Raw genomic sequence first — 12,714 nt, forward strand, 5'->3', positions numbered from 1 at the left:
CGTATGCGTCTGCGTATGCGTCTACGTCAAGGAATCACGCGCGTGACGCCCCGGCCGCGCGGATCGGAGGCGGGTTCAGGCGTCGTTCCATCGATCCGGATAGCCTGGATATCGCCGTTGAAGCCTTGTTTCGTGAGCGTGTAGCCCTTCGCTTCGAGTTCCTTCGCGAGATCGCCGTCGATAGGCTTGTACGGCTCCCAGAAGATCGTGTTCGGCGGCAGCAACTGGTGGTGAAAGCGCATCGCGGCGACCGCGTCGGGCAGCGGCATCTTGAAGTCGTAGACGTTGTTGATGACCTGGAATATCGACGTGAAAATACGCGATCCACCCGGCGTACCGATCACCATCGCCACCTTGTCGTCCTTCGTGAGGATGGTCGGCGACATGGAGGAGAGCGGACGCTTGCGCGGCTCGATCGCGTTCGCGTCGCTGCCCACGACGCCGAACATGTTCGCGACGCCGGGCTTCGCCGAGAAGTCGTCCATCTCGTCGTTCAGCAGGACGCCCGTGCCTTCCGCCACGACACCCGAGCCGAAATAGCCGTTGATCGTGTACGTGTTCGAGACCGCGTTGCCCCATTTATCGACGACCGAAAAGTGCGTCGTCTCGGCCTTTTCAGGCATCGACGTACCGAGGCCGGGGACCACGCTCTTCGTGTCCGACGGTGTGTCGGGATTCACTTCGCCCGCGCGTTTCAGGATGTAGTCGTCGTTCGTGAGCTGCGCGATCGGCACCTTGTAAAAGTCGGGGTCGCCGAGATATTGCGCGCGGTCCGCGAACACGCGCTTCTCGATTTCCGCGACCAGATGGATGTATTGCGCGGAGTTGAGCGGCACGTCCGTGAACTTGTCCTTGAGGTCGGCCTTCATCTTGAGCAACTGCACGAGCCCGATGCCGCCCGAACTCGGCGGCGGCGCGGTGATGATGCGATAGCCGTTCCAGCTCGCGAGAATCGGCTGACGCCAGACCGCCTTGTATTCCTTCAGATCACGCTCGGTGATGAGGCCGTGGCCCTGCATCGAATCCGCGATCAATTCCGCCGTCTTGCCCTGATAGAAACCCTTCGAGCCTTTGTCCGCGATCCGCTGCAGCGTGGCCGCGAGATCGGGCTGCTTGAACGTCGTGCCCTTGTTCAGACCGCCGAAATACAGGTCGAAATTGGTTTTGCCGCCGAATTCCTTCGACGCGCGGTCGCGCCGTTCCTGCAACTGATCGTCCACTTCGAAGCCGTCCTGCGCGTACTTGATGGCGGGCGCGAGCACCTGTTTCCACTTCAGCTTGCCGAAGCGCTTCTGCGCCTCCCACATGCCCGCGACCGTGCCCGGCACGCCGACCGCGCGGTGTCCGTAAAGGCTCATGCCCTTGATGACTTCGCCCTTGTCGTCGAGGTACATGTTGCGCGTTGCCGCGAGTGGCGCGCGCTCGCGATAGTCGAGGAAGTACGGGCGATGATCGACGTAGAGCGTCATGAAACCGCCGCCGCCGATATTGCCCGCTTCCGGATACGTTACGGCGAGCGAAAACGCGATGGCAACGGCTGCATCGACCGCATTGCCGCCCTGGCTGAAAATCTGCTCGGCGGCATCGGCGGCGAATTTGTCGGCAACGGCCACTGCCGACGACGTCAGAACCGCCGGCTCGCTCGCCGCCGTTTTCGCATACGCGGGCGCGCTTTCGACAAACCCGATGGACACGCTCAACGCCACGGCTGACAACGCGCCGAGCGCGATCGACTTGACGCGGTATTCGAACTTCATGGACATCTCTTTTCTCCTTGTGACCTCAAGGGCATGTGCTTTTGTTCTGCAGTCTGAAATCAACGTGAAATCAGCCTGAAACCGGCTTATACCATGAGCCGGTTTTTGTCCGCTGCGAGCGCGCGGGTCAGGGCATCAACTGGCCGCCGTTGACGTCGATGATCTGGCCGGTCACATAGCGCGACATCGTCTCGGACGCGAGGTACAGGAACGCGCCGCTGCAATCGTCCGGCTCGCCGATAAAACCCATCGGTATGCTTTTGCGGAACGCGTCGAGTTGTTCGGGTGTCGTGAAGCGCTCTTGGAACGGCGTCTGGATCACGCCGGGCGCGACCGCGTTCACGCGAATCCGGTCGGGCATCAGTTCCTTCGCCATGCCCCGCGTGATCGTGCTCACGAAACCTTTCGACGCCGCGTACAACAGCGCGCCCGGCCCGCCGCCGTTGCGCGCGGCAACCGATGTCACGTTGATGATCGCGCCGCCGCCGCCCGACTTGAGCGAGGGCAGCGCCGCGCGCGTGAACGCCACGACGGAGCGCGCGTTGATGTGCATGACTTCGTCGAAGAGTTCGTCGGTCACGGACGCGAGCGGCTCGCGCTTGACGAGGCTCCCGGCGTTGTTGATGAGCACGTCGATCTTGCCGAGCGCATCGGTGGCCTCGGCGACCGCGCGGTCGATCGCCTGCGTGTCGCGCACGTCCGCGCCGACGATCACCGCGTTCACGCCGAGCGCCCGCACTTCCTGCGCGACGGCTTCGGCCGCGTCGCGCGACTGGTTGTAGTGGATCGCCACGTTCGCGCCGTACTGGGCGAACGCGCGGGCCGCCGCCGCGCCGATGCCGGTGCTCGCGCCGGTGATCAAAATGGCCTTGCCTTTCAGATCATGCATGAATGCTCCTTTGAAAGAGATGTGCGTCGGCTATTGTAAAGATGTCGGAGTTGAACAGCGGCTTTCGGTGTGCGAATCGCCCATAATCGAGCTAACGCGCCGGTTGTCAGAGCGCGCCCTCGCGGGGATCACGGAGGACGACATGAACGACAAAATTGATTCGATTCCGGCAGGCCGCGTCGGCGTACTGCCTTATTTGACGGTGAGCGACAGCGTCGCCGCGATCGATTTCTACGCGAAGGTGTTCGGCGCGGCCGAGTTGTTCCGGCTCGATTTGCCGGATGGGCGCGTCGGGCATGCGGAGTTGTCGATTGGCGGCAGCGTGGTGTATTTGTCCGATGAGTTTCCGGACATGAACGTGCGCTGTCCGGTCGCGTTTGGAGGGTCGCCGGTGATGCTGCACCTTTACGTCGACGACGTGGATGCGGTTGTGCAGCGTGCGCTGGATGCGGGGGCGACGTTGGAGCGGCCTGTTGTGGATCAGTTTTATGGGGATCGTGGGGGGAAGTTGCGGGATCCGTTTGGGCATTTGTGGTGGATCGCGACGCGTATCGAGGATGTTGGGCCGGAGGAGATGCGCTTGCGCGCTTTGAAGCTTTTTAGTGCGGATCCGGAGTAGGGAGTGGTCCTCCGGGGGGCTTCGCCTTGGTTTGGATTTGCTAGCGCCCGTTGCTTTTGCTTTTGCTTTTGTTTGCGTGCGCTTTCTGGAAACTTGCTTTCATGTAGGTCTATTAGCACGCCGCTACGCGCGGCAGCAGTCACTTTCTTCGGCTAGCTGCAAAGAAAGTAACCAAGGAAAGCAGCACGGGATTCAGCGCCGTGGGGCGGCTTCGGGGTGCGTGGGTTACACCGTTTGATGTTCGGCCGCTGCTTGTGAACTTGCTTTCGTGTAGGTCTATTAGCACGCCGCTATGCGCGGCAGCAGTCACTTTCTTTGCTGCTGCAAAGAAAGTAACCAAAGAAAGCAGCTAGTCCGTCTAAGTGTCCACCTCGAATAACCTTGCGGATAGGCGCGCAGGCTGATTCGGCTAACGCGCAGTTATTCGGATTGGCACAGCGCCTGTCAGTTCCATCCTCGCTGCGCTCGGACGACGGGCCCAGCTCACAACCAGCGGTCGGTTTCGTTTTGCGGTTATGCCTTACCGGCAGGCACTTCGTGCGTGCCGGGATGGATGAGCGGTTCCACTCTGTTGTATGGTGCGATAGCCGAATCAGCTTGCGCACCACTCCCGGATACGGTTCGTGGTGGACACTTAGACGGATAAGCTGCTTTCTTTGGTTACTTTCTTTGCAGCAGCAAAGAAAGTGACTGCTGCCGCGCATAGCGGCGTGCTAATAAACCTACACGAAAGCAAGTTCCCAAGAAACGCCCGAGCATCAGACGGTGTAACCCACCCATCCCCAGCCGCCCGACGGCGCCGAATCCCGTGCTTTCTTTGGTTACTTTCTTTGCAGCTAGCCAAAGAAAGTGACTGCTGCCGCGCATAGCGGCGTGCTGCTAAACCTACACGAAAGCAAGTTCCCAAGAAACGCCCGAGCATCAGACGGTGTAACCCACCCATCCCAAGCCGCCCCACGGCGCCGAACCCCGTGCTTTCTTTGGTTACTTTCTTTGCCGCTAGCCAAAGAAAGTGACCGCTGCCGCGCGTAGCGGCGTGCTAATAGACCTACACGAAAACAAGTTCACAAGAAAGCGCAGGCAAACAAAACCCCGTGTACGAAAGCAGCCCAATCCGCGGAACATTAGCGTTACTAACCAACGGTCAACGGGAAAGGGAAACTCATGCTCCGAAAAACTGCGACATAACACCCGCGCGCTGCACCGCCGCAAACCCCCCGTGCCAACCCCCAAGCGGGAGCGCCAATCCCTACAAATAAAAACATTTACATTACGTTTAACTTTCATCTATAAAGAGAGTGCACGTCGCGGATTGCCATGTCTCGCATCGTGTCTCGGCCCGACAGGAAACGCTGTCGGGCTTTTTTTATGTCCTCCCGATGATGTAAATATTCACTTTCAAAAGCATTACTCGGCAACATTTCGCTAGTGAAAACCCCGCCGATTCTTTCGCTTGACTTACTTGATATATCACATATTGTGTATATCTGATCGCTCCTCAAACGTGCATGGAGCGACCGGAGGCGCCAATTCGGCTCCCCGAACACAAGGCAGCGAATGCCTAGGAGACAGTCATGGAAACGAATCGCCAGGAAGTGGCGTCGCCGCTAGCGAAGCCGTGGGTGCAACTGGTTTTTGGCGTCATCTGTATGGCGATGATCGCGAACATGCAGTACGGCTGGACGCTGTTCGTGAATCCGATCGACGAAAAGCATCAGTGGGGCCGCGCGGCCATTCAAGTCGCCTTCACCATCTTCGTGGTGACGGAAACGTGGCTCGTGCCGATCGAAGGCTATCTCGTCGATAAATACGGCCCCCGTCCGGTCGTGGTCTGCGGCGGTCTGCTATGTGCGATCGCGTGGGTGCTGAACTCGGTCGCGTCGTCGCTGCCTATGCTTTACTTCGCGGCGGCCGTCGGCGGCGTCGGCGCGGGCGCGGTGTACGGCACGTGCGTCGGCAACGCGCTGAAGTGGTTCCCGACGCGGCGCGGTCTCGCCGCCGGCATCACGGCGGCGGGCTTCGGCGCGGGATCGGCGGCGACCGTCGTGCCGATTGCGCACATGATCAAGAACAGCGGTTACGAAGCCACGTTCCTGTGGTTCGGCCTCGGTCAGGGACTCGTCGTGTTCCTGCTCGGCATGGCGCTCTTCGCACCGCCCGCAAGTCTGCTTGCGCCGGTCAAGAACGCGCTCAAGCAAGCCGTCTACAACGCGAGCCCGAAGCAGGTGCTGAGTTCGCCGATCTTCTGGGTGATGTACCTGATGTTCGTGATGATGGCCGCCGGCGGCCTGATGGCGACAGCGCAGTTGGGCCCGATCGCGAAGGACTTCGGCCTGCACGATTCGCCGGTTTCGCTGCTCGGTCTGACCTTGCCCGCGCTCACTTTCGCGCTCACCATCGACCGCGTGCTGAACGGTCTGACGCGGCCGTTCTTCGGCTGGATCTCCGACCGGATCGGCCGTGAAAACACGATGTTCATCGCGTTCGGCGTGGAAGCCGTCGGCATTCTGCTGCTCTCGAAATACGGTCAGAGCCCGGTGGCGTTCGTGGTGCTGACGGGCATCGTTTTCTTCGCGTGGGGCGAAATTTACAGCCTGTTCCCGGCGACCTGCGGCGACACGTTCGGTCCGAAATTCGCCGCGACGAACGCGGGTTTGCTCTACACGGCGAAAGGCACGGCGGCGTTGCTCGTGCCGTTCAGCAGCGTGATCACCGCCGCCACTGGAAGCTGGCACGCGGTGTTCATGCTGGCATCGGGGATGGCGGCGCTCTCCGCGCTGCTCGCGTTGTTCGTCCTCAAGCCGATGCGCCACGCACACGTTCAGAAGCACGCGCGCTCGGTCGTCGAGATGCCTTACGGTCCGGTCGTCAAAGACTAGGGAAGCGCGTTCGCGCGTGACATCGAGCGGACGGCGTGGGACGCCGTCCGCTTTTCTATGCGAGCGCTGCTAAAGGCAGCGCTTTTCCATTTGTGGCGTCGTGTTTCGACACTAGGCGTTTTCCAGCATCGCGCGATCCAACCTGACAAAAACAGGTTCAACTTCGTCACGCCGGATTACATTGACGCTATCGACGTAAGCGGATTTATCTGTTCGAGATGCTAATCCGTATGGTTAACCCCGATTTCATCGAAAACGAACAAAAAGGAACATCCGTCTTGTTGTTTTGGTTTCCTTTTTGAAAATCGAGACCGGGCGATCGCCGCACCGGTGTCAAAATAAAAACAATGGAGACATGGATGGACAAGACCAGAAAGCGCATCCGCGCGCGTGCGGGAATAGTGCCGCTCATCCCTTTTCAGACCCGTCCCGCGCGATCTCGCTCAACGCGCGTTTGCACGGTTAGAACGCGTCGATAGGCGCTTGCCGACATCCTCGGCGCGCAGCGAAGGCAGAAGAACGGTATCGAAACGAGGAGCGCAATTTGGTCTTGGAACTGGAGCGGGTCACCGTCGTTTCGGGCGGTCAGACGCATCTGTACGGTGTCGATCTGAAGTTGACCCCGGGGGCGATCAACGTGTTGCTCGGACCGACGCAGGCCGGCAAGACGACGCTGATGCGCGTCATGGCCGGTCTCGATCGGCCGGCGAGCGGCCGCGTGCTCGTGGATGGCCGCGACGTGACCGGCGTGGGCGTGCGTGAGCGCAACCTCGCGATGGTGTATCAGCAGTTCATCAACTATCCGGCGATGTCGGTGTACGACAACATCGCGTCGCCGCTCAAACTGCAGAAGACCGCCGCGCCGGAGATCAAGCGGCGCGTACACGAGGTCGCCGAAAAGCTGCATATCGAGCATCTTCTGGCGCGGCGTCCGGGCGAATTGTCGGGCGGGCAGCAGCAACGCTGCGCGCTTGCGCGGGCGCTGGTGAAGCGTTCGTCGCTGGTACTGCTCGACGAACCGCTCGTGAATCTCGACTACAAGCTGCGCGAGGAATTGCGGGCGGAACTCGCCACGTTGTTCGCCGACGGCGCGACCACGGTGGTCTACGCGACGACCGAGCCGCTCGAAGCGCTTTTGCTCGGCGGCTATACGGCCATCGTCGATAAAGGGCGCGTGTTGCAGACCGGCCGCACGCTCGACGTGTACCAGGCGCCCGCGAACGTGGATGTCGCCGCCGTCTTCAACGATCCGCCGATGAACATGCTGGCAAGCGATTCGTCCGGCGAAGGCGTTGCGCGTCTTGCGCTCGGCATCGACGTGCCGTTGCCGCGCGATGCCGTGAATATCGGCGCGTGCCGGATCGGCATCCGGCCGGGTCATCTGCGGCTCGCCCCGCGCACGCCGCGCGCGGTTGCCGTGCGCTGCCGGCTTGAACTCGCGGAGTTGAGCGGTTCGGAAACGTTCCTGCATCTGCGAACCGAGCGTGGCGGCCTGGACCTCGTGGCGCAATTGCAGGGCGTGCATCAGATGGAACTCGGCCGCGAACTCGACGTCTTCATCGAGCCGGACGAACTGTTCATTTTTGGCGGAGACGCGCAACGCGTGGCCGGCCCGGAGGCCCGTCATGGCGCGTATTGAATTTCAGAACCTGGCGCACGCGTACCGCCCGAACCCCGCGTCGCTCGACGATTACGCGCTTCAGCCGATGAGCATGGTCTGGGAAGACGGCGGTGCTTATGCGCTGCTCGGGCCGTCGGGTTGCGGCAAGTCCACGCTGCTCAATATCGTCTCAGGGCTCGTGCAGCCTTCGGAAGGGCGCGTGCTGTTCGACGGACGCGACGTGACGAAGATGGGCGCGCGCGAACGGAACATCGCGCAGGTGTTCCAGTTCCCCGTGATCTACGACACGATGAGCGTCTTCGACAATCTCGCGTTCCCGCTGCGCAATCGCAAGATCGCGGCGGCCGAAGTGCGCACGCGCGTGCATGAGGTGGCCGAGATCCTCGACATGACGCGCGAACTCAATCGCAAGGCGAACAATCTTTCCGCCGATGCCAAGCAAAAGATTTCGCTCGGACGCGGCCTCGTGCGCAAGGACGTCGCGGCGATTCTCTTCGACGAACCGCTGACCGTGATCGATCCGCACATGAAATGGGTCTTGCGGCGGCAGTTGAAGAAGATCCATCAGCAACTGAAACTCACGCTGATCTATGTCACGCACGATCAGGTCGAGGCGCTCACGTTCGCCGACGAAGTCGTGGTGATGACGAATGGGCGCGTCGTGCAAAAGGGCGGCCCGGAGGCGTTGTTCCTGAGTCCGGATCATGCGTTCGTCGGCTATTTCATCGGCAGTCCGGGCATGAACCTGTGTCCGGTCGCGCTCGATGCAGAGGGCGTCGTGATCGGTTCGCAGCGTCTGAGCGTCGATGCCGCGACGCTCGCCACGCTCAGAGTTGCCAACGGTTCCCTCACGCTCGGTATCCGCCCGGAATTCGTGCGGCTTGCAGAAGGCGCAGAGGCGGGCGCGGTAAAGGCCACGCTCGTGCGCGCGCAGCAACTCGGCAACTATCAACTCGTCACGGCGGACTGCGAGGGGCGCGTGCTACGCGCGAAGGTCGAGCCGGATCTGCAGGTGGAAGAAGGGCCGCTCTGGCTGCGTCTTGCCGCGCCCGAAACCGTGTTCTTCAGCAACGACGAAAGGATCGGACGATGAACAAGCCCGTCAATCAGAAAGCGTGGCTGCTGGTCGTGCCCGTGTTCATCTGTGTCGCGTTCTCCGCGATCCTGCCGCTGATGACCGTGGTGAACTATTCGGTGCAGGACATCATCAGCCCGACGCAGCATGTGTTCGTCGGAACGGAATGGTTTCGCAACATCATGAACGACGACGACCTGCGAGGCGCGCTCGGCCGTCAGATGATCTTCTCGTTCTGCGTGCTGCTGTTCGAGATTCCGCTCGGCGTCGGACTCGCGCTCGCGATGCCCGCGTCGGGATGGCGCGCGTCCGCGGCGCTCGTCGTGCTCGCGATGCCGCTCCTGATTCCATGGAATGTCGTCGGGACGATCTGGCAGATTTTCGCGCGGCCGGATATCGGTTTGCTCGGCTACTGGCTCAATCATTTCGGCATCAACTACAATTACACGGCGAGTCCATCGGATGCGTGGGTCACGGTGCTGGTGATGGATATCTGGCACTGGACGCCGCTCGTCGCGCTGCTTTGTTATGCCGGTTTGCGCGCGATTCCGGACGCTTTCTATCAGGCCGCCGAGATCGATGGGGCGAGCCGCTTCGCCGTGTTCCGCTATATCGAGTTGCCGAAGATGCGTGGCGTGCTGATGATCGCCGTGCTGCTGCGCTTCATGGACAGCTTCATGATCTACACGGAACCGTTCGTGCTGACAGGCGGCGGACCGGGCGACTCGACTACCTTCCTCTCGCAATACCTCACGCAAAAAGCGGTCGGCCAGTTCGACCTCGGTCCCGCAGCGGCGTTTTCGCTGATTTACTTCCTCATCATCTTGCTGCTGTGCTTCATCCTCTACAACTGGATGGAGCGCGTGGGCAAGGGCGGACCCGCGACGACGGGAGACGATCATGCGTGACGACCGCCGCTGGATCCGCACGCTGACGCTCGTCGTCTATATTCTTTTCGCGCTCATTCCGCTTTACTGGATGCTGTCCATTTCGCTGCGCACGAACGAGGAAACGCTCGCGTCGTTCTCCACGTTTCCGCAGCACATCACTTTCGAGAACTACAAGGTGATCGCAACCGATCCTTCGTGGTACTGGGGCTATATCAACTCGATCATCTACGTGCTGATGAACACGGTGATGTCGGTGCTCGTCGCGCTGCCCGCCGCGTATGCGTTCTCGCGCTACCGGTTCCTCGGCGACAAGCACATGTTCTTCTGGCTGCTCACGAACCGCATGACGCCGCCCGCCGTTTTCCTGCTGCCGTTCTTCCAGCTTTATTCGAGCGTCGGATTGATGGACACGTATATCGCCGTCGCGCTCGCTCACATGCTGTTCAACGTGCCGCTCGCGGTGTGGATTCTCGAAGGCTTCATGTCGGGCGTCTCGCGCGAGATCGACGAAACAGCCTACATCGACGGCTATTCGTTCCCTGCGTTCTTCGTGAAGATTTTCCTGCCGCTCATCAAGTCGGGTGTCGGCGTGACCGCGTTCTTCTGCTTCATGTTCAGCTGGGTCGAACTGCTGCTTGCACGCACGCTGACGACCGTCAACGCCAAACCGATCGCGGCCGTGATGACGCGCACGGTGTCCGCGGCGGGCATGGACTGGGGCGTGCTGTCGGCGGCCGGCGTGCTGACCATCATTCCGGGCGCACTCGTCATCTACTTCGTGCGCAATTACATCGCGAAGGGCTTTGCGATGGGGAGAGTCTGATGATGACGTGGATGTACTGGACGCCCGAAGTGGCGATCTTTTTCGGCTGTATCGCGCTGATGCTCGCGGGCATGACCGCATGGGAAATCCGCTCGCCGACGGTCGAGCGCAAGGGCTTGCTCCCGATCGCGACGACGCGCGGCGACCGGCTTTTCATCGGCTTGCTGACGGCGGCCTATATCAATCTCGCGTGGGTGGGCGCGACCGCCGAGAACACGAGTTCGTGGCCGGGCTTCGCGGCATCGGTGGTCGTGTTGCTGCTGATTATGTGGAAGGGTTGAGCCGCCAAAGAATCCTGCATGAGGCCCGATAACACCGGCTCCGTTTGTTGCCCCGGGCGGGAGCCGGATGATGATCCAAGGGGTATGGAGACAGAGGAGAAAACCATGCAACACAGGAAACGGATCGTCGCGCTCGCGGTCGGGGCCATCGTCGCGTGCGGGTTTGCGGTCCAGCCCGCGCTGGCCGGCACGCCCGAAGCACAGAAATGGGTCGATAGCGAATTCCAGCCGAGCACGCTGTCGAAGCAGCAGCAGATGGACGAGATGAAGTGGTTCATCGACACCGCCGCGAAACTGAAATCGCAAGGCGTGAAGGAAGTTCACGTGGTGTCGGAGACGCTCGACACGCACATGTACGAATCGAAAACGCTGGCGAAGGCGTTCGCGGAAATCACCGGCATTCAGGTTAAGCACGACATCATCCAGGAGGGCGATGTCGTCGAAAAGCTGCAGACGTCGATGCAATCCGGGCAAAGCATTTACGACGGCTGGATTTCGGACTCGGACCTGATCGGCACGCATTATCGCTATGGCGTGATCGTGCCGCTCTCCGACTACATGACCGGCGAGGGCAAGGAATACACGAACCCCAATCTCGACATCAAGGACTTCATCGGCTCCAGCTTCACTACCGCGCCCGACAAGAAGCTCTACCAGTTGCCCGACCAGCAGTTCGCGAACCTCTACTGGTTCCGCGCGGACTGGTTCGCGCGCAAGGATCTGCAGGACAAGTTCAAGGCCAAGTACGGATACGAACTCGGCGTGCCGGTGAACTGGAGCGCTTATGAAGATATCGCGGAGTTTTTCACCAACGATGTGAAGACGATCGACGGCGAAAAAGTATACGGCCACATGGACTACGGCAAGAAAGACCCGTCGCTTGGCTGGCGCTTTACCGACGCGTGGCTCTCGATGGCAGGTGAAGCCGACAAGGGTATTCCGAATGGATTGCCCGTCGATGAATGGGGCATTCGCGTGACGCCGGACGGCTGTCATGCGGTGGGTGCATCGGTTTCGCGCGGCGGCGGCACGAACAGTCCGCCGGCCGTGTTCGCGACGACGAAGTACATCGACTGGCTGAAGAAATATGCGCCGCCGGAAGCGTCGGGCATGACGTTCAACGAAGCGGGACCGGTGCCCGCGCAAGGGCATATCGCGCAGCAGGTCTTCTGGTACAGCGCGTTCACGGCATCGATGCTCAAGCCCGGCAACGTGACCAACGCGGACGGCACGCCGAAGTGGCGCATGGCGCCGTCGCCGCACGGCCCGTACTGGAAGGACGGCATGCAAAACGGCTATCAGGACGTGGGATCGTGGACGTTCTTCAAGTCCACGCCACCGAATCAGCGCGCGGCGGCGTGGCTTTACGCGCAATTCGTGACGTCGAAATCGGTGTCGCTGAAGAAGTCGATTACCGGACTCACGTTCATTCGCGACTCGGACATTCATAGCGACTACTTCACGAAGAACGCGGACAAGTACGGTGGGTTGATCGAGTTTTATCGCAGCCCGGCGCGCGTCGCGTGGACGCCGACCGGCAACAACGTGCCGGATTATCCGAAGATGGCGCAGTTGTGGTGGAAGAACGTCGCGACGGCGGTGGCAGGCGAGAAGACGCCGCAAGCCGCAATGGACAATCTCGCGAAGGAAATGGATCAGGTGCTCGGACGCTTGCAGCGTGCCGGCATGAAGGTCTGCGCGCCGCAGCTCAACGCGGAAAGCGATCCGTCGAAATGGCTGTCGGATCAGCACGCGCCGTGGAAGAAGCTCGCGAACGAGAAGCCGAAGGGCGAGACGGTGAAGTACGACGAGTTGTTGTCGGCGTGGAAGAACGGCAAGGTGCGCTGAAGTCGGGTTGAAGGTAGCGAAGGTGCGATGTG

The 12,714-nt window shown here is 60.9% G+C and carries 10 protein-coding genes; 8 read left to right on the forward strand and 2 right to left on the reverse strand.

Annotated features, from left to right (window positions below):
* Positions 1 to 26 precede the first annotated feature (26 nt).
* The gene (ggt, locus tag AC3D25_RS26165; protein ID WP_488892157.1) at positions 27 to 1,757 is read right to left on the reverse strand and encodes a gamma-glutamyltransferase; all 1,731 of its coding nucleotides are present in this window, start codon (positions 1,755 to 1,757) and stop codon (positions 27 to 29) included.
* A gap of 127 nt (positions 1,758 to 1,884) precedes the next feature.
* The gene (locus AC3D25_RS26170; protein WP_488891393.1) at positions 1,885 to 2,646 is read right to left on the reverse strand and encodes an SDR family NAD(P)-dependent oxidoreductase; all 762 of its coding nucleotides are present in this window, start codon (positions 2,644 to 2,646) and stop codon (positions 1,885 to 1,887) included.
* Between AC3D25_RS26170 and AC3D25_RS26175 the strand changes: the two genes are divergently transcribed.
* From AC3D25_RS26175 to AC3D25_RS26210, 8 genes are all read left to right on the forward strand, one after another.
* Complete coding sequence (locus tag AC3D25_RS26175; RefSeq protein ID WP_488891394.1) at positions 2,645 to 3,265, forward strand: VOC family protein; 621 nt, start codon at positions 2,645 to 2,647, stop codon at positions 3,263 to 3,265. The genes AC3D25_RS26170 and AC3D25_RS26175 overlap by 2 nt on opposite strands.
* Positions 3,266 to 4,839: 1,574 nt before the next feature.
* On the forward strand, positions 4,840 to 6,144 hold the full coding sequence (gene oxlT / locus AC3D25_RS26180) for an oxalate/formate MFS antiporter (protein ID WP_488891395.1): 1,305 nt from the start codon (positions 4,840 to 4,842) through the stop codon (positions 6,142 to 6,144).
* 544 nt (positions 6,145 to 6,688) lie between these two features.
* Positions 6,689 to 7,783: an ABC transporter ATP-binding protein gene (locus AC3D25_RS26185; protein WP_488891396.1), complete on the forward strand. Its 1,095-nt coding sequence runs from the start codon at positions 6,689 to 6,691 to the stop codon at positions 7,781 to 7,783.
* Positions 7,770 to 8,858: an ABC transporter ATP-binding protein gene (locus tag AC3D25_RS26190; RefSeq protein ID WP_488891397.1), complete on the forward strand. Its 1,089-nt coding sequence runs from the start codon at positions 7,770 to 7,772 to the stop codon at positions 8,856 to 8,858. The genes AC3D25_RS26185 and AC3D25_RS26190 overlap by 14 nt, the downstream gene beginning before the upstream one ends.
* Positions 8,855 to 9,748, forward strand: coding sequence for a carbohydrate ABC transporter permease (locus tag AC3D25_RS26195; protein ID WP_488891398.1), 894 nt, complete (start codon positions 8,855 to 8,857; stop codon positions 9,746 to 9,748). The genes AC3D25_RS26190 and AC3D25_RS26195 overlap by 4 nt, the downstream gene beginning before the upstream one ends.
* The gene (locus AC3D25_RS26200) at positions 9,741 to 10,553 is read left to right on the forward strand and encodes a carbohydrate ABC transporter permease (RefSeq protein ID WP_488891399.1); all 813 of its coding nucleotides are present in this window, start codon (positions 9,741 to 9,743) and stop codon (positions 10,551 to 10,553) included. The genes AC3D25_RS26195 and AC3D25_RS26200 overlap by 8 nt, the downstream gene beginning before the upstream one ends.
* On the forward strand, positions 10,553 to 10,834 hold the full coding sequence (locus tag AC3D25_RS26205; RefSeq protein ID WP_488891400.1) for a DUF2160 domain-containing protein: 282 nt from the start codon (positions 10,553 to 10,555) through the stop codon (positions 10,832 to 10,834). The genes AC3D25_RS26200 and AC3D25_RS26205 overlap by 1 nt, the downstream gene beginning before the upstream one ends.
* A gap of 105 nt (positions 10,835 to 10,939) precedes the next feature.
* Positions 10,940 to 12,682 carry an ABC transporter substrate-binding protein gene (locus AC3D25_RS26210; protein WP_488891401.1) on the forward strand — a complete coding sequence of 581 codons (1,743 nt, stop codon included), beginning with the start codon at positions 10,940 to 10,942 and terminating at the stop codon, positions 12,680 to 12,682.
* Positions 12,683 to 12,714: the final 32 nt, after the last annotated feature.

It is taken from the genome of Caballeronia sp. SL1002 (assembly GCF_057814995.1).